The sequence below is a fragment of the Halomonas halodenitrificans DSM 735 genome (assembly GCF_000620045.1).
Classification (GTDB): domain Bacteria; phylum Pseudomonadota; class Gammaproteobacteria; order Pseudomonadales; family Halomonadaceae; genus Halomonas; species Halomonas halodenitrificans.
Genome location: NZ_JHVH01000033.1, coordinates 1 through 20240, shown reverse-complemented (window position 1 = coordinate 20240; position 20240 = coordinate 1). Strand labels below are relative to the sequence as shown.

Annotated in this window: 19 protein-coding genes and 3 pseudogenes; 8 read left to right on the top strand and 14 right to left on the bottom strand. The window is 66.5% G+C overall.

Features of this window, described 5'->3' with window-relative positions:
- Positions 1–236: pseudogene (locus tag Q358_RS0113365) on the bottom strand (IS1380 family transposase); the annotation flags it as partial.
- 95 nt (positions 237–331) lie between these two features.
- Here Q358_RS0113365 and Q358_RS0113360 point away from each other — a divergent pair.
- The gene (locus tag Q358_RS0113360; RefSeq protein WP_027962458.1) at positions 332–529 is read left to right on the top strand and encodes a hypothetical protein; all 198 of its coding nucleotides are present in this window, start codon (positions 332–334) and stop codon (positions 527–529) included.
- 120 nt (positions 530–649) lie between these two features.
- Here Q358_RS0113360 and rpoD read toward each other — a convergent pair whose 3' ends face one another.
- The 3 genes from rpoD to rpsU all read right to left on the bottom strand — a co-directional run bounded on the left by rpoD (position 650) and on the right by rpsU (position 4943).
- Positions 650–2476, bottom strand: coding sequence for an RNA polymerase sigma factor RpoD (gene rpoD / locus Q358_RS0113355; protein ID WP_027962457.1), 1827 nt, complete (start codon positions 2474–2476; stop codon positions 650–652).
- 249 nt (positions 2477–2725) lie between these two features.
- On the bottom strand, positions 2726–4576 hold the full coding sequence (gene dnaG, locus Q358_RS0113350) for a DNA primase (protein WP_027962456.1): 1851 nt from the start codon (positions 4574–4576) through the stop codon (positions 2726–2728).
- Between the two features lie 151 nt (positions 4577–4727).
- Positions 4728–4943 (bottom strand): 30S ribosomal protein S21, encoded by a 216-nt coding sequence (rpsU, locus tag Q358_RS18310; protein WP_016416934.1) that lies wholly within the window; start codon positions 4941–4943, stop codon positions 4728–4730.
- Positions 4944–5203: 260 nt separating this feature from the next.
- Between rpsU and tsaD the strand changes: the two genes are divergently transcribed.
- Positions 5204–6241, top strand: a complete 1038-nt coding sequence (tsaD, locus tag Q358_RS0113340) for a tRNA (adenosine(37)-N6)-threonylcarbamoyltransferase complex transferase subunit TsaD (RefSeq protein WP_027962455.1) — start codon at positions 5204–5206, stop codon at positions 6239–6241.
- A gap of 188 nt (positions 6242–6429) precedes the next feature.
- Here tsaD and plsY read toward each other — a convergent pair whose 3' ends face one another.
- Positions 6430–7017, bottom strand: coding sequence for a glycerol-3-phosphate 1-O-acyltransferase PlsY (gene plsY, locus Q358_RS0113335; protein ID WP_027962454.1), 588 nt, complete (start codon positions 7015–7017; stop codon positions 6430–6432).
- A 135-nt stretch (positions 7018–7152) separates the two neighbouring features.
- Here plsY and folB point away from each other — a divergent pair, with 135 nt between their 5' ends.
- Both folB and folK read left to right on the top strand, forming a co-directional pair.
- The gene (gene folB / locus Q358_RS0113330; protein ID WP_027962453.1) at positions 7153–7518 is read left to right on the top strand and encodes a dihydroneopterin aldolase; all 366 of its coding nucleotides are present in this window, start codon (positions 7153–7155) and stop codon (positions 7516–7518) included.
- Positions 7518–8048 carry a 2-amino-4-hydroxy-6-hydroxymethyldihydropteridine diphosphokinase gene (gene folK, locus Q358_RS0113325; protein WP_027962452.1) on the top strand — a complete coding sequence of 177 codons (531 nt, stop codon included), beginning with the start codon at positions 7518–7520 and terminating at the stop codon, positions 8046–8048. The genes folB and folK overlap by 1 nt, the downstream gene beginning before the upstream one ends.
- A 22-nt stretch (positions 8049–8070) precedes the next feature.
- Here folK and Q358_RS0113320 read toward each other — a convergent pair whose 3' ends face one another.
- From Q358_RS0113320 to Q358_RS0113285, 8 genes are all read right to left on the bottom strand, one after another.
- Positions 8071–9219, bottom strand: coding sequence for a tRNA nucleotidyltransferase/poly(A) polymerase-related protein (locus Q358_RS0113320; RefSeq protein ID WP_027962451.1), 1149 nt, complete (start codon positions 9217–9219; stop codon positions 8071–8073).
- 2 nt (positions 9220–9221) lie between these two features.
- Complete coding sequence (gene glpE, locus Q358_RS0113315; RefSeq protein WP_043488362.1) at positions 9222–9542, bottom strand: thiosulfate sulfurtransferase GlpE; 321 nt, start codon at positions 9540–9542, stop codon at positions 9222–9224.
- A gap of 8 nt (positions 9543–9550) precedes the next feature.
- On the bottom strand, positions 9551–10384 hold the full coding sequence (locus Q358_RS0113310; RefSeq protein WP_027962449.1) for a symmetrical bis(5'-nucleosyl)-tetraphosphatase: 834 nt from the start codon (positions 10382–10384) through the stop codon (positions 9551–9553).
- Between the two features lie 35 nt (positions 10385–10419).
- Positions 10420–10800, bottom strand: coding sequence for a Co2+/Mg2+ efflux protein ApaG (gene apaG, locus Q358_RS0113305; RefSeq protein WP_027962448.1), 381 nt, complete (start codon positions 10798–10800; stop codon positions 10420–10422).
- Between the two features lie 29 nt (positions 10801–10829).
- The gene (gene rsmA, locus Q358_RS0113300) at positions 10830–11648 is read right to left on the bottom strand and encodes a 16S rRNA (adenine(1518)-N(6)/adenine(1519)-N(6))-dimethyltransferase RsmA (protein ID WP_027962447.1); all 819 of its coding nucleotides are present in this window, start codon (positions 11646–11648) and stop codon (positions 10830–10832) included.
- 100 nt (positions 11649–11748) lie between these two features.
- Complete coding sequence (gene pdxA / locus Q358_RS0113295) at positions 11749–12792, bottom strand: 4-hydroxythreonine-4-phosphate dehydrogenase PdxA (protein ID WP_027962446.1); 1044 nt, start codon at positions 12790–12792, stop codon at positions 11749–11751.
- Positions 12792–13469: a SurA N-terminal domain-containing protein gene (locus Q358_RS0113290; protein WP_425402560.1), complete on the bottom strand. Its 678-nt coding sequence runs from the start codon at positions 13467–13469 to the stop codon at positions 12792–12794. Before Q358_RS0113290 ends, pdxA begins: the two co-directional genes overlap by 1 nt.
- 27 nt (positions 13470–13496) lie before the next feature.
- Entirely contained in the window at positions 13497–15929 is a 2433-nt protein-coding gene (locus tag Q358_RS0113285; protein ID WP_027962444.1) for an LPS-assembly protein LptD, read from the bottom strand.
- A gap of 140 nt (positions 15930–16069) precedes the next feature.
- Here Q358_RS0113285 and Q358_RS0113280 point away from each other — a divergent pair, with 140 nt between their 5' ends.
- From Q358_RS0113280 to Q358_RS0113270, 3 genes are all read left to right on the top strand, one after another.
- Entirely contained in the window at positions 16070–17092 is a 1023-nt protein-coding gene (locus Q358_RS0113280; RefSeq protein ID WP_027962443.1) for an aminoglycoside phosphotransferase family protein, read from the top strand.
- Complete coding sequence (gene murU, locus Q358_RS0113275) at positions 17089–17769, top strand: N-acetylmuramate alpha-1-phosphate uridylyltransferase MurU (RefSeq protein ID WP_027962442.1); 681 nt, start codon at positions 17089–17091, stop codon at positions 17767–17769. Before Q358_RS0113280 ends, murU begins: the two co-directional genes overlap by 4 nt.
- A gap of 64 nt (positions 17770–17833) precedes the next feature.
- A complete protein-coding gene (locus Q358_RS0113270; protein WP_027962441.1) occupies positions 17834–18265 on the top strand; it encodes an OsmC family protein in 432 nt (143 codons plus the stop codon).
- A gap of 65 nt (positions 18266–18330) precedes the next feature.
- On the opposite strand, the pseudogene Q358_RS18305 reads toward Q358_RS0113270, so the two are convergent.
- Positions 18331–18582 (bottom strand): annotated as a pseudogene (locus tag Q358_RS18305) (HIT domain-containing protein); the annotation flags it as partial.
- Between the two features lie 74 nt (positions 18583–18656).
- Here Q358_RS18305 and Q358_RS0113255 point away from each other — a divergent pair.
- Positions 18657–20209: pseudogene (locus tag Q358_RS0113255) on the top strand (IS3 family transposase).
- Positions 20210–20240 lie beyond the last annotated feature (31 nt).

The following is a 20240-nucleotide window of genomic DNA, read 5'->3' as shown; positions in this document are numbered from 1 at the left end:
AGCTGCTGGAAGGGTTTGTCGCGGCGGAAGTTTTCGATGGCATCATAGTCGCTCATGCCTAGACACAGCAGACCCAGGTAGCTCTTGACCACGTCGCTGGTGCGCATACCCAGCGTGGTGGGGAAGCGGCCGTCGATGCTGTCGACGCCGGCGATCTCGATGCACTGCCCGATGATCGACAGCCCGGAATGGCTGGTGAGGGTGCGGCGACTGGCGCGGAACTTTATGTTGGGCATGGCACTGTCTGGGTGAATGGCGATAATGGCTATATTGCCATGCAGGTCAGTGGGTTAGAAGTGCTTCCGGGGGCCGGTCTCACGGATTCAGGTTCTTGACCACCTATGTCTTCTCGCGACTCTACGGACGCGGCGACTTCTGGGAGGCGGTCCTGCAGGAAAACTACGTACGCGACTTCAAGAGCGGGGCCGAGGAAGTCGTCGAACTGTTCGGCTATGCCCTGTTGCTGATCGCGGTGATCGAGTTCGTCCTGCTGGCCCGGCGCTGGGCTTTGGCGCGGCAAGACGGCTAGGCTCGGCGGAACGCGCTGGGTTCGGTGACAATCGCCGGTCCGACGCCCACGAAAAAGCCCCGGGGTTCATCGAACCCCGGGGCTTTCTTCATGAGCGACGCTTGCGACAGGCGCCCGGCGTTACTCGTCCAGGAAAGAGCGCAGCGGCTCCGAGCGGCTGGGGTGACGCAGCTTGCGCAGCGCCTTGGCCTCGATCTGGCGGATCCGCTCGCGGGTAACATCGAACTGCTTGCCGACCTCTTCGAGGGTGTGGTCGGTGTTCATGTCGATGCCGAAACGCATGCGCAGTACCTTGGCCTCCCGGGCCGTCAACCCGCCGAGCACGTTGCGCGTCGCCTCGATCAGCCCCTCACCGGTCGCGGAATCGATGGGCAGCACCATGGAGCCATCCTCGATGAAGTCGCCCAGGTGCGAATCGTCGTCGTCACCGATGGGCGTCTCCATGGAGATCGGCTCCTTGGCGATCTTGAGCACCTTGCGCACCTTGTCCTCGGGCATCTCGAGACGCTCACCCAGCTCTTCGGGAGTCGGCTCGCGCCCCATCTCCTGAAGCATCTGCCGGGAGACCCGATTGAGCTTGTTGATGGTCTCGATCATGTGCACCGGGATACGGATGGTGCGCGCCTGGTCGGCGATGGAGCGAGTGATGGCCTGGCGAATCCACCAGGTGGCATAGGTGGAGAACTTGTAGCCGCGGCGGTACTCGAACTTGTCCACCGCCTTCATCAGGCCGATATTGCCCTCCTGGATCAGGTCCAGGAACTGCAGGCCACGATTGGTGTACTTCTTGGCGATGGAGATCACCAGGCGCAGGTTGGCCTCGACCATCTCCTTCTTGGCACGACGCGCCTTGGCCTCACCGATGGAGAGGCGGCGATTGACCTCCTTGATCTCCTTCACCGGCAGCCGAACCATCGCCTCCTCGAAGGCAATCTTGCGCTGGGCACGCTGAATATCCGTACGCAGCGGCCGCAGGCGCTCGGCATACTTCGGGTGCTCATCGGAAAAGCCGTCCAGCCACTCGGGATTGGATTCACTGCCCGGGAAGGCCTTGATGAAGGTCTTGCGCGGAATGCGGGCCTTCTTGACACACAGCTGCATCACCGCCTTTTCCTGGGCACGCACCTGCTCGACGCTGATACGCACCTGGTTGACCAGGCGCTCGAAATGCTTGGGCACCAGCTTGATCGGCGAGAACAGCTCGGCCAGGCGCGCCAGCTCCTCCTTGGCTTCCTTCGAGTGACGCCCGTGCGCCTCAACGGCCGCATCGACCGAGCCGCTCTGCTCGCGGATCTGCTCGAAGCGAGCACGAGCCTCCTCGGGGTCCGGGCCGCCGGTGCTTTCTTCCTCTTCCTCTTCGTCCTCATCGTTCGCGGCGCTGGGCTCCTCCTCGGGAACCTCCGCCTCGGCTACCCCGGGAATGCCCTCATCGGGGTCGATAAAGCCGGAGAAGAGATCGGAGAGGCGGCCGGGAGCCTCCTCGTCCTGGGTGGCATCGTAGGCCTCGAGAATGGAACCAACCGCCCCCGGCAGATAGGCCAGGGCCGACATGACCTCGCGGGTACCCTCCTCGATGCGCTTGGCGATCTCGATCTCGCCCTCGCGGGTCAATAGCTCCACGGTACCCATCTCGCGCATGTACATGCGCACCGGGTCCGTGGTGCGACCCACATCGCTCTCCACGGCTGCCAGAGCCGCCACGGCCTCCTCGGCCGCCGACTCGTCGGTGGAGTGGTCCGACATCATCAGGGTGTCTTCATCGGGGGCTTCCTCGACGACGCTGATGCCCATGTCGTTGATCATGCCGATGATATCTTCCACCTGATCCGGGTCGGCGATATCCTCGGGAAGGTGGTCGTTGACCTCGGCATAGGTCAGGAAGCCTTGTTCCTTTCCGCGCGCGATCAACTCCTTCAGACGCGACTGTTGCTGCGCATTTCCAGCCATAGAAACCCTATCTCGACGAAGAAGAATGAAACACCTGAGGCGCTGGGTAGAGAAAACGTATAAAGCCAGACAGTATAGCGGCAGAAAGCACCTTTCTGCCAGTTCGATCTATTTGCGCGATCATTCAGGTGTGTTAGGTTGTCAGGTTACGCCGGTGCCAAGCGCTGTCTCCAATGTGGGGACGTTGGAAGAGAAATCAACCGCCGGGCCAATCCGGAGTGCCTTCAAAGTACGTATTTGACCTTCCGGTCAGCGGTGCAGTTCGGTAATCAGCGTCATCAGGCGCTGCCTGTCCTCTCTCGACAGCCGCTCCCCTGCCCTTTCCCTGGCCAGCAGTGCATCGAACTCTTCCTGAGGCGAACGCCGGCGCCGATACTGTCGGAAGTGCTCTACCAGCCCCTCCAGCTCGGCATCCCTGGCATGCCTGGGAATCAACAGCTCCCGGCGCGCCAACGCCGCCAGGCGCTCACCCTCCGGGCTGCCATGAAAGTGCGCCAGCAGCACCTGAGGACTGCGGTAACCACCGGCCCTCAGCAGGCGAATCACCTCTCGGCACAGCAGACCATCGGGATCCTCTTCCGGGCACCAGTCGTCCTCTGCGGGCAGCCGGGTTACCAGCTCCGGCTCGTGCAGCAATAACTGCAGGGCGCGCGCCGCAAGGCTCAACACCCCACCGGACCGCCGCAAGGGTGGCGCATCGCCCTCGTCCTGAAAGGACGCCGATGCCGGCACGCCGGCCCCATCCACGGCAGGCGCTTCTTCCCCGCCGTGTGGCCCACGACCCGCACCGGCATCGCTTCTTGCCAGCAGGGCCGAGAAGTCTTTTGCCTCGACCCCGGTGCGCCGCGACAGCTCGGTCAACATCAGTGACCTGAGGACCCCTTCCGGCAGGCGCCCGACCGCCTTCAGTACCTGGCTGGCGTAGCGCTCACGCTCCTCGATGTGAGCCAGATCCCGGCCGGCCGCCGCCTGATCGAAAAGAAATTCCGACAGCGGGCTGGCACAGGTAATCCGATCCTGGAAGGCCTCGGTGCCTTCGCGCCGTACCAGGGTATCCGGATCCTCCCCTTCGGGCAGGAACAGGAAGCGCGCCTGGCGGCCATCGATCATCAGCGGCAACACCGTCTCCAGGGCGCGCGCGGCGGCCTGGCGACCGGCGCGGTCGCCGTCGAAGCAGAACACCACTTCACTGACCATTCGGAACAGGCGACCGAGGTGCTCTTCGCTGGTGGAGGTCCCCAGGGTGGCGACCGCATTGCGGATGCCGAACTGGGCCAGGGCCACCACATCCATATAGCCCTCGACGATCACCACGCGCTCGAGGCGATGATCGGCCTGGCGGGCCTCATAGAGGCCGTACAGCTCGCGCCCCTTGTGGAATACCGGGGTCTCCGGCGAGTTGAGGTACTTGGGCTTGGCGTCGCCCAGCACCCGGCCACCGAAGCCGATGGTGCGCCCCTTGATGTCCCGGATCGGGAACATGACCCGGTCGCGGAAGCGGTCGTAGGTACGCCCGCTCTCCTCGCGATGCACCAGCAGGCCATACTCCACCTGCACCGGCTCGCCGATGCCGCGCTCGCCGAGGTGTCGCTTGAGGCTCTCCCAGGCATCCGGGGCATAGCCGACGCCGAAGGCCTCGAGCACCTCCGGCGCCAGGCCGCGGCGTTCCAGGTATTCCCGGGCACCCTGCCCCTCGGGCATCTTCAACCGCTCGCGAAAATACGAGGCCGACAGCTCCAGCAGGTTGACCCCTTCCTTGCGCTTGCGCTCGCGGGCCTGGGCTCGGGGGTCATCGGCACCCTCCCGGGGCACCTCCATGCCCAGCCGACTCGCCAGCTGCTCCACCGCTTCCGGGAAGCGCAGCTTGTCGTACTCCATCAGAAAGCGCAGGCCATTGCCGTGGGCGCCGCAGCCGAAACAGTGATAGAACTGCTTGTCGGCACTGACGGTAAACGACGGCGTCTTTTCCTGATGGAAGGGACACAGGCCCGAGTAATTGCGCCCGGCCTTCTTGAGCTTGACCCTCTCGCCCACCACTTCGACCACGTCGACGCGGGCGAGCAGGTCATCGATAAAGCGTTGGGGAATCTGTCCGGCCATGAAGTCGGATCACCTCGACGACTGCGGCGTGATCACCCTGGGCCGGCGGCAGTCACCGCCGACCCGGAAAAAACAAGCGGCCACCGGATGGCGGCCGCTTGGCGTCCTCCTGAGACCGCCTGGGCCTATGGCCCGACGTCTCCAGTACGGATCAATAGAGCCGTTCGAAGCGCTTGCGCTCACGCTGAAGCTTCTTGGCGTGACGCTTGACGGCAGCCGCCGCCTTGCGCTTACGCTCCGCAGTCGGCTTCTCGTAGTGCTCGCGACGACGCACTTCGGAGAGAACACCGGCTTTTTCGCAGGAACGCTTGAAGCGACGCAGCGCGACGTCAAACGGCTCGTTATCACGTACTTTAACAGAAGGCATTAAGCACTCACCTACCTTAGGTAACTAGAGTTCGGTTAGTACGCACACCCCTGAGGGCGGCACGTTTCGCGAAGAACATACGCCCGGAGCGCTTGAGCGCACCGGAGAACGAGGGTATCGATCGCGGAATTCGCCACCTGGGTGCACGACCCAGTATTGCAGCGCACGATATTCTAGTCCCCACGCCTGATTCTTGCAAATGCTTTCCGCCCCCAAACCACGTAGAATAACGGGCTTTCCCGAGTCAACGAGCCGACATCATGCGCGTACTGGGCATCGAGACCTCCTGCGACGAAACCGGCGTCGCCCTCTTCGACACCGAACGCGGCCTGCTGGCCGACGCTCTCTACAGCCAGATCGCCATGCATGCCGAGTACGGCGGTGTCGTCCCCGAGCTCGCGTCCCGCGACCATACCCGCCGCCTGCTGCCATTGATTCAGCAGACGCTCGACGAGGCGGGCCTGGGCCGCCAGGACCTGGACGCCATCGCCTATACCGCCGGCCCCGGCCTGGTGGGGGCGCTGATGGTCGGCGCCGCCACGGCCCACGGCATGGCCAGGGCGCTGGGCATCCCCGTGCTCGGCGTCCACCATATGGAGGGCCACCTGCTGGCCCCCATGCTGGAGGAGGATTCCCCTGGCTTCCCCTTCGCGGCCCTGCTGGTCTCCGGCGGTCACACCCAGCTTGTCAAGGTCCGCGGGCTGGGCGACTACACCCTGCTCGGCGAATCCGTGGACGATGCCGCCGGCGAGGCCTTCGACAAGGCCGCCAAGATGCTGGGCCTGGCCTACCCCGGTGGCCCTCAGATAGCGCAACTGGCCGAGCGGGGCGACCCCGGCCGCCTGCGCTTCCCGCGGCCGATGACCGACCGCCCGGGGCTCGACTTCAGCTTCTCGGGCCTGAAGACCCACACCCTCACCGCCATTCGCAAGCTCGAGGCGGCCGGCGAGCTCGACGAACAGGCCCGTGCCGATGTGGCCCGCGCCTTCGAAGAGGCGGTCGTCGATACCCTGGTCATCAAGTGCCGCCGCGCCCTGGACCAGACCGGCCTCAAACGGCTGGTGGTAGCCGGCGGCGTCAGCGCCAATGCCCGGCTGCGCGAACGGCTGGAACATGAGTGCCACAAGCGTGACGCCCGCGCCTTCTACCCCCGCGGGCGCTTCTGCACCGATAACGGCGCGATGATTGCTTATGTGGGAGCCCAGCGATTGCTGGCCGGCGAACGCGACGAACTCGGGGCGATGCAGGCGGTACCCCGCTGGCCCATGGATACCCTGGAATCCCCTTCCGGCGGCTGATCGCCAGGGACAGTCCCCGGCCGAGCCACCCGGCTGGCCTTTGTGCTCATTGTCAGCATTAACGCCGCTGCGGGGGACTGTCCCTTCTGGCGCCGCTGCCGGGGTTTCTGCCCCCTGGGACAACCCCCATGGGGCTAGGTCACTCTTCAAGCCTCCAGGAGCGAAGCGACGCTCTTCAAGCTTGTGGCTTACAGGGGTGGCTCCTCCCCGCGCCCGAGGCGCCGGATATTGAGCACATGGCGCGCCAACACCAGCAGGGTAAAGGCGATGACCACGCCGACATAGTCCGGCGCCAGCCACAGGCTCGCCAGGGGGGCGGCCGCGGCACTGGAAAGCGATGCCACCGCGGCGGTGCGCACCCGCCAGGCGAGAAGCGCCCAGCAGCCGGCACAGCACAGCGCCACCCCCGGGGTCAGCACCAGCATCACGCCGAAGGCGCTGGCCACCGCCTTGCCACCGCGCAGGCGATGCCAGACCGGATAGCTATGCCCCAGCAGCACGGCGAGGCCTACCACCCCCTGCGCCCAGGGCGGCAGGCCCAGCAGGATCGCCAGCATCAGCACCGGCATGCCCTTGAGCGCATCCACCAGCAGGGTCGCCAGCGCCAGCCGCCGTCCGTGAAGGCGCAGCACGTTGGAAAACCCCGGATTGAAGGAACCCGCCAGGCGCGGGTCACCCACGCCCGCCAGCCGACAGACGGTAAGCGCGCCGAGCCAGCTGCCGCCGAGATAGCCCAGCACCACCAGCGGCAATAGCGAGATCAGTGGCGCCTCCACGGCCGCCCCTCCTGCAACGGGAACTCGGCCATTCTGACAGTCCCGCCCCGAACTGCCCAGCCACCGAGGTATTCCACACGGCGCGGCTCGCGTACAATCTCGCCCCATTCCCCCTGCACCCGCCCGGAAGCCACCATGGATCTAGTGCTGATAGAGTCCCTCGCCGTCGACACCGTGATCGGCGTCTACGACTGGGAGCGCACCATCACCCAGCGCCTGACGCTCGACCTGACGCTGGCGACCGATATTCGTCCCGCCGCGGCGGACGACGACATCGCCCGGACCCTCGACTACGCCGCCATCAGCGAGCGCATCCAGACCTTCGCCGCCGCCCACGACTTCGCCCTGGTGGAGACCTTCGCCGAGCGACTGGCCGCGACCCTGCGCAAGGAGTTCGGCATCGCCTGGCTGCGCCTGGTCGTGCGCAAGCCCGGCGCCGTGCCGGCCGCCGCCGCGGTGGGCGTCAGCATCGAGCGCGGCACTCGGCAGGGAGTCGCATGATGGCCAGGGTCACGGTGAGCATCGGCAGCAACATCGAACGCGAATACCATGTACGCGTCTGCCTGGACGCCCTGGCGGCTTCCTTCACGGGGCTGACCGTCTCGCGGGTATTCGAGAGTGAGCCGGTCGGCTTCGAGGATGGGCGCAACTTCTACAACCTGGTGGCGACCTTCGAGAGCGACGCCAGGGTGGGAGAGCTCCAGGCCTGGTGCAAGCGCCTCGAGTTCGCCAACGGCCGACGCGTCGACAGCCCCAAGTTCAGCCCCCGGACACTGGATGTCGACCTGCTGACCGTGGGCGAGCTCACCGGTGAACACGATGGCGTCAGCCTGCCCCGCGGCGAAATCACTCACCACGCCTTCGTGCTCCAGCCCCTGGCCGAGCTGCTCCCCCAGGCGCAGCACCCCCTGAGCGGCGACACCTATGCGTCCCTGTGGCGCCGCTTCGACCCGGGCAATCAGCAGCTCTGGCCGGTGGCATTCACCTGGGCCGGGCGCCGGATCTCGACCCCCGACCGGCCAGCCGAGTAACCCGCCGGCCAGGGTAAGCGGCTCAGGCGACGCCCAGGGCGGCACCGATCGCTTCGCGCCGCCGTCGGGCGAGCTCCTGACCCAGTTCTCCGCCCCTGAAGCCCTCCTCCACCAGCGTCTTCGGCAACACCTGGGCGGCCAGCCGCCAGCCCAGCGCCAGCTCCTCGGCAAGCCCCGGCGCCTCCCGGCTGACCAGGCGGATCAGCGGCATGACTCGCTCGCCGCGCCGCCAGGCATCGATGCCATCCAGCCAGGCCAGGATGTCACCGCCCCCCAGCGGCGACCGCCGTGATGCCGCGATCAGCGCCCGGGTCAGCGATACCTGGCGGGCCAGCTCGACGTAGGCCCTGGGCAGGCGTAGCTGCTCGGCCAACTCGGCTCGCTCCGCCTCGTCCAGGTGCTCGACGAGTCGCGCCCAGCGCCAGCGGGGCAAGGCCTCGCCCTCTTCCTCCTCGGGTAGCCGATGCAGTCGGCCCAGCGCCTCGTCCAGGGCCTCTCCGTCGGCCGCTAGCGCCGGCATCAACACCGCCAGGGCGCCGCAGTCGTCGAGCGCCTGGAAGTAGACCTCGGGCCAGGGCTCGGCCAGCGCCTTCTCGGTCTCGACCCATACTCGTTCGGCCACCAGATGGCCGAGTTCTCCGCTCTGCACCAGCTGGCGCATCAGCTCCCGAGTTTCCTCGGCGATGGTAAAGCCGAGCCCCGCATAGCGGGCCAGGAAACGCGCGGTACGCAACACCCGCAGCGGATCCTCCACGAAGGCCGGCGAGACATGGCGCAGCACCCTCGTCGCCAGATCGGCCAGGCCCCCGTAGGGGTCCACCAGCTCGCCTTGCGGAGTCTCTGCCATGGCATTGATGGTCAGGTCGCGGCGCGCCAGGTCCTCCTCCAGGGTCACCTCGGGGCTGGCGTGCACCACGAAGCCGGTATAGCCATGCCCCGCCTTGCGCTCGGTACGCGCCAGGGCATATTCCTCGTGGGTCTCCGGGTGCAGAAAGACCGGGAAGTCACGCCCCACGGGCCGGAAGCCGCGACGGCGCAGGGCCTCGGGCGTGGCCCCCACGACGACCCAATCGGTATCGGTGACCGGCCAGCCGAGGCGGGCATCGCGCACCGCGCCGCCCACCCGATAGACCGAGAGCCCCGTCACGGCCGGATCACATGACCGCGTCACGCTCAGACCTCCACTCGATCGGGATGGCGTAGCTGCCAGTCGGTGAAGCCGCCATCGAGGCTGTAGACCTCGGAAAAGCCCTGGCCGGCCAGCCAGGTGGCCGCCTGCTGGCTGGAGTGACCGTGGTAGCAGACCACTACCACCGGCCGCTCCGTAGGCGTCGCTTCGACAAACTCGCCTACCGATTCGTTATCGAGCCGGCGACTGCCGGGAATATGGCCCTGGGCGAAGCTCAGGGCGTCGCGGATATCCACCAGCGCCGCCTCATGGTCCGCGTCGAGCCAGGCCTTGAGGGTCGGGATATCGAGATGCTGAAAGCTCATGGGGCGCCTCATGTCGGATGATGGGTAACGCGGCTGGGTACACTGGTGCGCTCGCCGCGATCGAGGTCCAGGGCCGTCAGGGAGCCCCCCCATACGCAGCCGGTATCCAGCGCGCAGGCGTTGACGCGGCTGCCGGGTGTCGCCCCCTGGAGCGCCGCCCAGTGGCCGAAGACGAGCCGCGCGGCATCGCCGCGCGGGTAGCGAAACCAGGGCGCGAAGCCCGCCGGGGCGCTATCGAGCCCCTCCTTGGCGGCGAAGTCCAGCCGCCCCTCGGCATCGATGAAGCGCATGCGAGTAAACACATTGACGATGGCCCGCCAGCGCTCGATGCCCTCGAGGTCATTGCGCCAGCGATCCGGTGTATTGCCATACATGCGTTCGAGAAAGCCTCCCGCCTGCTCGCTGGCCAACAGTGTCTCCACCTCGTCGGCCAGGCCCTCGGCCAGATCCGGCGACCACCGGGGCAGCAGGCCGGCATGCGCCATCAGGGTATCCTCCCCCCCCAGGGTCTCGCGAACCACCAGCGGGCGCGCCTGCAGCCAGTCGAGCAACCGCTCGCGATCCGGGGCGGCGAGAATGGCGTCGAGGGTATCCTTGCGATTGAGCGTGGCCCCCCCTCTCGCCACCGCCAGTAGGTGAAGGTCGTGATTGCCGAGCACCGTCAGGGCAGCATCGCCCAGGGCCTCGACCTCACGCAGACAGGCAAGCGACCCGGGGCCGCGGTTGACCAGATCACCGGCCAGCCACAGCCGGTCGTGACGCGGGTCGAAGTTCAGGGCCTCGAGCAGCTCGACGAACTCGGCATGGCAGCCCTGAAGATCGCCGATGGCATAGGTGGTCATGGGCGTTTCCTGCTTACGGTTAAGACGCGACGCATTCAGTGAACCTGGTTGGGTCCGGCCAGACGAAAGGGGGCAATGGATACCTCGAAGGGCCGCTGGGTGGCGGTATCGACGCAGGTATACTCGCCCTGCATGACGCCGACCGGCCCATCGAGCACCGCCCGGCTGGTGTAGCGAAAGTCATGACCCGGCGCGATCACCGGCTGCTGGCCCACCACGCCCTTGCCGCGCACGTCCTGGACCTTGCCGCTGCCCTGGGTGATGGTCCAGTGGCGCGCCATCAGCTGGACACTATGGCGTGAGGCGTTGTGCACCGTCACGGTGTAGCTGAACACGTAACGGCCCTCGCCGATGGCAGACTCCTCGGGGCGAAACTCCGGCTGGATCTCGACGCTGACGCCTGGCCCCTCGGCCATGGCGGCGGCATCGATAGGGGTGCGATCGCTCATGGACGAGCCTCCTCGCCGGCCTGCGCCAGGTGGTCGGCAATCGACACGAACTCCTCGACGCTCAGGGTCTGGGGCCGCCGACCGGGATCGATGCCCAGCGCCTCGAGCTCGGCGGCGCCGATGCGCCCCTTGAGGTTGTTGCGCAGGGTCTTGCGGCGCTGCCCGAAGGATTCCTTGACGATCGAGGCCAATAGCGCCTCGTCCCGGGCCGGAAAAGGCAACTCGGCATGGGGCGTCAGCCGCACGATGGCGGAGTCCACCTTGGGCTGCGGCACGAAGGCTTCCGGCGGCACCACAAACAGGGCATCCACCCGGCAGCGATACTGGGCCATCACCGAGAGTCGCCCCCAGTCGGCGCCGCCCGGCTCGGCGGCCAGGCGTTCCACCACCTCCTTCTGCAACATGAAGTGCATATCGGCGACGGCATCGCCGGCCTGAAGCAGATGGGCGATCAGCGGGGTGGAGATATTGTAGGGCAGGTTGCCGACGACGCGCAGCGGCTCGCCGGCGCCACGCAGGGCACGGAAGTCGACCTTGAGGGCGTCGCCCTCATGGATCACGAAGTCGGGGTAGTTGAAGAACTGCACGCGCAGTCCGGGAATCAGGTCGCGGTCGAGCTCGATCACCTCCAGGCGACCGCCGGCGGCCTCCAGCAGTGGCTCGGTAAGCGCCCCCTGACCGGGGCCGATCTCCACGATTCGCTCGCCGGCACGCGGCCCGATGGCCCGCACAATACGGGAGATGATGCCGCGGTCGCGCAGAAAATTCTGTCCGAAGCGCTTGCGCGCCTGATGAACCGGGGGGCGAGATGCCATTCAGGGGTGTCCTTCTATCACTAAATAGTCCAAATATCGCAGTGCCGCTATCTCGGGGCTGATCCGGCGCCCCTCGAACGACACTAGTTATCGTTCAGCTTCAAGCACCGCGGCCGGCCATCTCCGCGGCCAGGGCCACGGCGACGCGCAGGCTGCCGAGGTCGGCGCGGCCCGTGCCGGCCAGGTCCAGGGCGGTGCCATGATCCACCGAGGTGCGTACCAGCGGCAGCCCCAGGGTGATATTGGCGGCCCGGCCGAACCCCGAGTACTTGAGTACCGGCAGCCCCTGGTCGTGATACATGGCCAGCACCGCGTCGACACCCGCCAGGTGGCGCGGAGTAAAGAGGGTGTCGGCGGGGAGCGGGCCGTCCAGGGTCAATCCCTCGTCGCGTAGTGCGGCCAGGGTCGGTTCGATTATCTCGATTTCCTCATGCCCCAGATGCCCCCCCTCGCCGGCGTGGGGGTTGAGCCCGCACACCGCGATGCGCGGCCTCGCCACCCCGAACCAGCGCGTCAGGTCGGCATCGAGGATACGCAGCACACGCGTGAGGCCCTCGGCGGTGATGGCCTCGGCCACGTCTCTCAGGGGCAGATGGGTCGTGGCAAGCGCCACCCGCAGAGAGGCAGCGCCCCGCCAGTCGGGCCCCGCGGCGTGCAGGGCGGCGTCGGTCGCCAGCACCATCACCACCTCTTCGGCACCGCAGGCATCGCGCAGATACTCGGTATGCCCGGTAAATCCCGCATGCCCCGCATCGAGAATCACGCCCTTGTGCAGCGGGGCGGTGACCATGCCGTGGGCCCGCCCCGTCCGGCAGGCATGGATCGCCACATCCAGGGTCTCGAGCACATAGTCGGCATTGCGCGGCTCCAGCACTCCCGGGCGCGCCGGCTCCCGCAGTGCCACGGGCCATACCGGAAGCCGGCCGGGAATCGCCGGCGGCACCGTCTCACCGGGCGCCATGTCGAGCAATTCAATATCCAGCCCCAGCAGGTCGGCACGCCGGGCAAGCAGCCCCGGGTCACCCACGGCCACCAGCCGCGCCGCGGCAATGCCTTCGGCCGCCAGCATCAGGGCAAGCTCGGGGCCGATGCCCGACGGCTCACCGGTGGTCAGCGCCAGCAGCGGCGTGTCTGGCCTTGTCATCAGCGCGCGTCGAGACGCTTGTCGATAAAGGCCTGGGAGCGGATCTCCCGTAGCCAGGCGTCGAGCTCCTCGTTGGCCTTGCGCTGAAAGAGGGCCTGCTGGGCCTGGTCACGGGTAGCCCCTTCCTGCTCCATGAAGCGCTCCACCTCCCGCTCGGAGAGGTTGACCCGGCTGCCGACGCGGCGCTGCTGGAGCTGGCGCAGCGCCATTTCGCGGCGAATTTCCTCGCGCACTCCGGCCAGCGTCAGGCCATCGGCCTCCAGGGCATCGGCAAACTGCTCAAGGCTCATGCCGTTATTCTCGGCGATGCCCCGCACCTGGCGATTGAGTTCCGTATCCTCCACCGTGAGGCCCGACTCTTCGGCCATCTGCCACTGGATTTCCTCGAGGATCATCCGCTCCAGGACCTGGTCGCGCAGAGCCTGCGCGGGTGGCAGCTCCTGCTGCTGGGCACCCATCTGGCTGCGTACCTGGGTGAGGCGGTCCTCGAGCTGGCTGCGCATGATCGCCCCCTCGTTGACCACCGCCACGATGCGATCCAGCGCCTGACGCTGACTGGATGAAAATTCCTGAGCCTGGGTGCCGAACGGCACCACGGCGAGACCCAGCGCCATGGCCAGGCCGGCGGCCAGGAGGGGGGTGCGTCGGCTGCGCATGGTGTGCTGTTCTTTCATCATTCCTCTCTCTAAACGGGCCAGCCCGACTCAGAAGGCAGTGCTTCGATAGCCGGGGATGGCCTCCTCGAAATAGCTGTCGGCCTCGCGACCCACACCGCCGAGTCCCTTGAACACGAAGCGCAGAAAGACCCCGCGATCACTGAAGTCATCATTCACAGAACCGGTGTCGTTGTCATCGATCCACTCACGCCATACCAGCTGTACGCCGTAGCAACAGTCGTTCCACTGCACCCCGGCCAGCTGCTCCAGGGCGCGGTCATTGGTGTTGTCATAGAGCAGGCGGCCGATCACGTCGAAGCGCCGCCCGGCCTTCCAGGCGAAGGAGACGTCATACTCCTCGCGATCGTACTCGCGGAAATCATCGTCGCTCCGGTCCAGCGAGGGATCGAAGCCTTCGAGTTCCCAGCGATAGCCAAGGTTCAATGCGTGCCCCTGGGGCGAGCGATACTGCAGGTCGACCCCGGTGCGCTCGGTACGTTCCAGGTGATCGTCGTAAAGCCATTCCCAGTAGGTGCGCCAGCGTTCGCTGATCTGCCAGTCGGCATTGACCACCAACGGCGAGCGCTCGCGAGTCGCGCGATAGCGATCCCCGCCATTCGTCGGCAGCTCGTCCGGGTCGCCCACCATGTCGATGGCTCGGTCCTCGAAGTAGAGCGCCTGACCCAGCCCCAGGGAGAGACGCTGGCGGCCGCCCTCGTCCTCCAGCAGCCGCGAGGAGACCCCCAGAGAGAGGCGGTTGAGGTCACCGACCCGATCGCTTCCCGAGAAGCGGTATGGCGACCACAGCTGGTTCCAGGAGAAGGCGCGCTCGCTGGTGTCGAAGTCGGGGAAGTCGCTCTGGTCCCGAGCCGGCACATAGGCATAGTTGGCCCTGGGCTCCAGGGTCTGGCGATAGTCACGGCCGCCCAGATCGAGCTCACGCTCGAATACCAGGCCGGCATCCACGGAGGTCACCGGCACGCTGCGGGTCAGGCGGGTATCGCGGTCGCCGACGTCCCGCTCGCCGTAGTCCAGCTCGTAGGCGGTACCCAGCCACTCGAAGCGCGGTTCCAGGTGACCCCAGCTGGCGTCGAGGCGCCAGCCCAGGGCCGGCGAAAGGTGCAGCCGCGAGCCGGTGGCCGCCTCCCTATCCAGCGTAATCTCATTCTCCTCGACATCCCGCCAGAAGTAGCTGTAGTTGCTCTGCCACTCCTGATAGAAGCCGCTCGCCTGGCTCCAGCGGGCTGACGCACTGAGGCTGGGCAGGCGGTAGAAGGGCTTGTCCTGCTCCTGCAGCGGGTCATCGAGCTTCTGGAACCCCTGGGCGCGGGCATCGAGGCGCCAGGTGTCACCGCGGTAATCGATCTGGGCCAGGCGCGACATGGACGAGGTGTTCTGCTCGGCGAAGTCGCTGCCGAAATCATCGAAGTAGCGCCCATCGCTGGCCGCCCCGTAGCGCAACCGATAGCGAGTGCGCGAGTCCAGGGTGCCGGCATGACGATAGTCGAGGTACCAGCGATCCTCTCCCTCGAAGCGGCGCGCCGCATCATTGGGATTGTCGCTGTCACCGCCATCGTCGCTGCCTAGCCAGGCACCCTCGATCTGGCCGGCATCGGAGGGGAACAGGTAGCGGTACTGGCCGCCCAGCAGCAGGCCGCGATCACTGATCCAGCGCGGCGTGATGGTGGCATCCTGGTCCGGGGCGATGTTCCAGTAGAAGGGTTGGGCATAGTCCAGCGAATCCGTCGAGAAACCTACCGCCGGCCATAGAAAGCCGGTTTGGCGGCGGTCATCGATGGGGAAGCGTACCCAGGGCCAGTAGAAGACCGGCACATCCTTGACCTCCAGCCGGGCATGGCGGGCGGTGCCGAAGCCGCTCTCGCGGTCGAGCACGACATCGCCCCCCACCAGGCGCCACAGGTTGTTGCCCGGGTCACAGGTGGTAAAGCTCCCCGATGTCAGCTGATAGCGGCCATCCTCGAGGCGCGCCAGGCGCTCGGCATCCCCGCGCAGACGCTGCTCATGAACCACGTAATGGGCCTCATCGATGCTGGCCCCATCGTGAACCAGCGAGAGCTCGCCGGCGCCTCCTCGCACCAGCAGCCCCTGGTCGCGCAGCGTCAGGGGCCCCTCGGCGAAGGCACGCTCCCGGCTGGGCGGCACCCGGGCCTCCGGGGTCTCGAGCTGGGCGGTGTCGCGGCGCAGCACGACTTCTCCCTGCAGCAGGGTCTCGCCGTCGTCGCCATAGTGGGCGCTGGCCGACTCGCTGGCCACCTGGCCGGGCTCGGGCGGCGGCAGACGATAGTCGGGCATCACATAGCGCCCGCGACACAGGGCATCTGCCGGGCGCTCCTCACCCCAGGTCATAAAGTCCAGCTGCTCGGCAGGCAGCGGCTCCGGCGGAGCCGCCAACAGCGGCGCCCCGGCAAGCGGCGCGGTCGCCAGGCCCGCGAGGGCCGTCCATGAGAGTCGCTTGCCCATGTTGGTCGATGTCCTTGGCGAGATGAAACGCTATTATACAGGCCGCCGTCGGCCTGTCCTGCCGGCGGTGACGGCGCAGCGCCCAGCATGCGGCGACTGCCCACGACCGTCAACCGGACACACCGACTGGAGCCACCTTAATGACCGACGCCGCCCCCGACGCCACGCGCCTCGAACGGCTCACCCGCTGGGCCGCCGAGCACCACGATCTGACGCCCGAGGCCTTCGACCTGCGCCTGGCCGCCGGCGACGCCAGCTTCCGCCGCTACTATCGCCTGACCCTGCCCGACGCCACCACCCGCATCCTGATGGATGCCCCGCCCGAGCAGGAGAACAGTCGCCCCTTCGCCAGCATCGCCCGTCGCTGGCAGGCCGCCGGGCTGCCGGTCCCCCACCTTTATGCCGTCGACCTGGAAGCGGGGTTTATCGAACTGGAGGACCTCGGGGACACTCCCCTGCAGCTCTGCTTCGATGATGGTGTCGAGATACTAGCCTGGCATGACCGGGCCATCGCGGTGCTTCACGATCTTCAGAATCGTGCCGGCCCCGAGGCGCTGCCGCGCTTCGATTCCGCACTGCTCGAGCGTGAACTGGACCTCTTCCCCGAGTGGTGCCTGGGTGAATGGCTGGGCCTGGAGACACCCGCAGGCTGGGAGGCGCTGCGTCGAACCCTGGTGGATCAGGCACTGGCCCAGCCAACGGTGACGGTGCACCGCGACTTCGATGCCATGAACCTGATGGTGCACAAGGATTCCCTGGTGCTGATCGACTTCCAGGACGCGGTGGCCGGCCCGCTCGGCTACGACCTGGTCTCGCTGCTGCGCGGCCGCTACTGCCGCTTCGATACCGCCCGCTTCGCCGCCTGGGTCGAGGCCTTCCGCCGCCGGGCGATTGACGATGGCCGCCTTTCCTCACGCACGGGAGAAGCCGACTTCCTGGCCCAGGCCAATGCCATGGCCGCCCAACGCGCGCTCAAGGTACTGGGCATCTTCTGTCGCCTGACGCTGCGCGACCACAAGTCGGGCTATCTCGAGCGCCTGCCCCACTTCCTCGATCACCTGGAGGATAGCCTGGCGGGCCTGGCGGGACACCAAGCACTCAAGGCCTGGGTGACCGACACCTTCCGCCCGGCCCTGACCGCCAGACTCGAGGAGGCGTCATGAAGGCGATGATCCTGGCCGCCGGCCTCGGCACTCGCATGCGACCGCTGACCGACCATTGTCCCAAGCCACTGCTCCGAGTGGGCGGCAAGCCGCTGATCGTCCATCATCTCGAGCGCCTGCGCGCGGCGGGCATCCGCGACGTGGTGATCAACGTCAGCTATCGCGCCGAACAAATCATCGAGGCGCTGGGAGATGGCGGGGATCATGGGGTACGCATCGCCTGGAGCCGGGAAGCGACACCCCTGGAAACGGGCGGGGGCATCCAGCACGCGCTGCCGATGCTCGGCGCCGCGCCCTTCCTGCTGGTCAACGGCGATGTCTGGTGCGACCTCGACCCGGCCACGCTACCCGCCCTCGGCGATGACGAACTGGCGCGGCTGGTGTTGGTGGACAATCCCGCGCATCACCCGGATGGCGATTTCCACCTGGACGCCGCCGGACGCGTGCATGAGCAGGGCGAGCCAAGCCTGACCTTCGCCGGCATCAGCCTGCTCGACCCGGCGCTGGTGGCCGACGAGCCACCCGGTGCCTTCGCCCTGGCACCACTGCTGCGCCGCGCCATGGCCGCGGGCCGGGTGGCCGGCCATTATCACCGCGACCAATGGGTCGATGTGGGCACACCGGAGAGACTGCAAAAACTGGACGAGACACTGACGTCGAATCACCTTCGCTACTGAGCTCATACGATGCAGCTGCTATGCTGGCCATCTTTGCCCAGGACACGAAAAGGAAACTCGAGACATGCAAGCCACAGTCAAATGGACCGACGGTCGTCAATTCGTCGCCGAATCGGGAAGCGGCCATAGCGTGGTCATCGACGGGCCGCCCGACCATGGCGGTCGCAACACCGGCCCGCGCCCCATGGAGATGCTGCTGATGGGGATGGGGGCCTGCGCCTCCTTCGACGTGCTCAACATCCTCGAGAAGGCGCGCGCCGACGTCAGCGACTGCGTGGCCAGCATCGAGGCCGAACGCGCCGACGCCACTCCCAGCGTGTTCACGTCGATCCACGTCCAGTTTACCGTCACCGGCAAGGCACTGAAGGAGAAGCAGGTGGCACGAGCCGTTGAGCTCTCCGCCGAGAAATACTGTAGCGCTTCGATCATGCTGGCCAATGGCGGGGTCGAGATGAGCCACTCCTACACCATCATCGAGGACAGCGCCGAGGCCTGAGGCGACTGGAATGCACCTGATGCGCCGAACACCGTAGATCGCGCGGTTGCCCGCAGGAGCGCCGACTACCCAGCCGGCCAAGTAAAGCGTCGGCCGCCCATCAGGTGCATGTGAATATGGTAGACCGTTTGGCCACCCTGGTCATTGCAGTTCATCACGACGCGGTAGCCATCGTCGGCAAAACCACGCTCCCGCGCCAGATGAGCCGCTGCGTACTGCAGCCGCCCTACCAACGCCAGGTCATCCTCCTCGATATCATTGAGGGTCGCGATATGCTTCTTGGGAATGATCAGCAGGTGGGTGGGCGCCTGGGGATTGCCCCCACTGTCACGCTAGTTGGAGTATCAGCGGCTGTTAGACTCTGAACCATATGGGGCGTGATGAGGTTCCGATGAAGTACTCCGACGAGCGCCGAGAAGCCATCCTCAAGAAGCTGCTCCCGCCGCACAACCGCACGGTGGCGGAAGTGGCCCAGGAAGAAGGCATCTCCGCCGCGACACTGTACAACTGGCGCAAGAAGGCTCGTCAAGCAGGCCGTTTGCTACCTGACCAGAGCGATGATCCCGAAGGCTGGAGCTCGCAGGACAAGTTCCACGCCGTTCTGGAGACAGCGGCCCTCAGCGAGGCTGAACGTGCTGAATACTGCCGGCAGCGTGGCCTCTATCCCGAGCAGATCCAGCGCTGGCGTGCGAGCTGTGAAGGTGCCAACGACCGAAGCGATGCCGCCACCAAGCAGCAGAGTGAAGCCCGCAAGGCGGAGCGCCAGGAGAACAAGGAGCTCAAGCGTGAGCTCCGCCGCAAGGAAGCCGCGCTGGCGGAAACCGCTGCACTACTGACATTGCGAAAAAAGGCCCGAGCGATCTGGGGGGACGAGGACGAATGATCAGCACTTCAGATCGCCAGGATGCCATACAGCTGATCGATGAGGCCCGCGCCGAAGGAGCCCGCCTGCAAGCCGCGTGTGCAGAGCTTGGCATCGGCACCAACACATATCGCCGCTGGGTGCGGGGCGATCAGGATCGCCGGCCTCAAGCGGTGCGGCCTGTCCCGCGTCATGCCCTATCGCCGGAGGAGCGTCAGCAGGTGCTGGAGATTTGCCATCGTCCTGAGTTCGCCAGCCTGCCGCCTGGGCAGATCGTGCCGCGGCTGCTGGACGAAGAAGGCCGCTACGTGGCGTCAGAGTCCAGCTACTACCGCATCCTCCGGGAGCATGGTGAGCAGCACCACCGTGGCCGCGCTCGCGCTCCACGTCCCAAGGGCGACCCCCAGCGACGCCGGGTGACACGCCCCAATACCTGTTGGAGCTGGGACGTGACCTACTTACCAACCCGTGTACGTGGGCAGTTCTACTACCTGTACATGATCGTCGATATCTACAGCCGCAAGATCGTCGATGCCGAGGTCTTCGACCAGGAATCCATGGCCAACAGCAGCGAGGTAATCCAGCGTGCCGTGCTGCGCGAAGGCTGCATCAACCAGCCACTGGTATTACACGCCGATAATGGCTCCGCCATGAAAGGCTCGACGCTTCAGGCGACGTTGCAGCGGTTAAATATCACTCCGTCGTACAGCCGCCCTCGGGTCTCCAATGACAACGCCTTCTCGGAGTCGCTGTTCAGGACCTGCAAGTACCGGCCCGACTACCCGATGGACGGCTACGAGAGCCTGTCAGCGGCGCAGCAGTGGGTGACGCGCTTCGTGCAGTGGTACAACCACGAACACCGCCACAGCGCCATACGGTTCGTCACCCCGGGGGAGCGGCATGCCGGCCTGGATAACGAGGTGCTGGCAAGGCGAGACGCCATCTATGCCGAGGCGAAACGGCAACATCCCGGGCGGTGGAGTAGTGCCACCCGCAACTGGACGCCGCGCCGGACGGTCTGGCTGAACCCCGATCAGGAAGACCCGCTGGTTCAACGCGATCAGCGGTTAGAAGCCGCCTGATTCCAGGTTCCAACAAGCTTGACAGTCATCG

What these genes read in the sequence shown, in the direction of transcription:
- rpoD (WP_027962457.1), bottom strand. Translation starts at nt 2,476, where the DNA reads ATGGCTGGAAATGCGCAGCAACAGTCGCGTCTGAAGGAGTTGATCGCG.
- dnaG (WP_027962456.1), bottom strand. Translation starts at nt 4,576, where the DNA reads ATGGCCGGACAGATTCCCCAACGCTTTATCGATGACCTGCTCGCCCGC.
- rpsU (WP_016416934.1), bottom strand. Translation starts at nt 4,943, where the DNA reads ATGCCTTCTGTTAAAGTACGTGATAACGAGCCGTTTGACGTCGCGCTG.
- tsaD (WP_027962455.1), top strand. Translation starts at nt 5,204, where the DNA reads ATGCGCGTACTGGGCATCGAGACCTCCTGCGACGAAACCGGCGTCGCC.
- folB (WP_027962453.1), top strand. Translation starts at nt 7,153, where the DNA reads ATGGATCTAGTGCTGATAGAGTCCCTCGCCGTCGACACCGTGATCGGC.
- folK (WP_027962452.1), top strand. Translation starts at nt 7,518, where the DNA reads ATGGCCAGGGTCACGGTGAGCATCGGCAGCAACATCGAACGCGAATAC.
- glpE (WP_043488362.1), bottom strand. Translation starts at nt 9,542, where the DNA reads ATGAGCTTTCAGCATCTCGATATCCCGACCCTCAAGGCCTGGCTCGAC.
- Q358_RS0113310 (WP_027962449.1), bottom strand. Translation starts at nt 10,384, where the DNA reads ATGACCACCTATGCCATCGGCGATCTTCAGGGCTGCCATGCCGAGTTC.
- apaG (WP_027962448.1), bottom strand. Translation starts at nt 10,800, where the DNA reads ATGGCCGAGGGGCCAGGCGTCAGCGTCGAGATCCAGCCGGAGTTTCGC.
- rsmA (WP_027962447.1), bottom strand. Translation starts at nt 11,648, where the DNA reads ATGGCATCTCGCCCCCCGGTTCATCAGGCGCGCAAGCGCTTCGGACAG.
- pdxA (WP_027962446.1), bottom strand. Translation starts at nt 12,792, where the DNA reads ATGACAAGGCCAGACACGCCGCTGCTGGCGCTGACCACCGGTGAGCCG.
- Q358_RS0113290 (WP_425402560.1), bottom strand. Translation starts at nt 13,469, where the DNA reads ATGATGAAAGAACAGCACACCATGCGCAGCCGACGCACCCCCCTCCTG.
- Q358_RS0113285 (WP_027962444.1), bottom strand. Translation starts at nt 15,929, where the DNA reads ATGGGCAAGCGACTCTCATGGACGGCCCTCGCGGGCCTGGCGACCGCG.
- Q358_RS0113280 (WP_027962443.1), top strand. Translation starts at nt 16,070, where the DNA reads ATGACCGACGCCGCCCCCGACGCCACGCGCCTCGAACGGCTCACCCGC.
- murU (WP_027962442.1), top strand. Translation starts at nt 17,089, where the DNA reads ATGAAGGCGATGATCCTGGCCGCCGGCCTCGGCACTCGCATGCGACCG.
- Q358_RS0113270 (WP_027962441.1), top strand. Translation starts at nt 17,834, where the DNA reads ATGCAAGCCACAGTCAAATGGACCGACGGTCGTCAATTCGTCGCCGAA.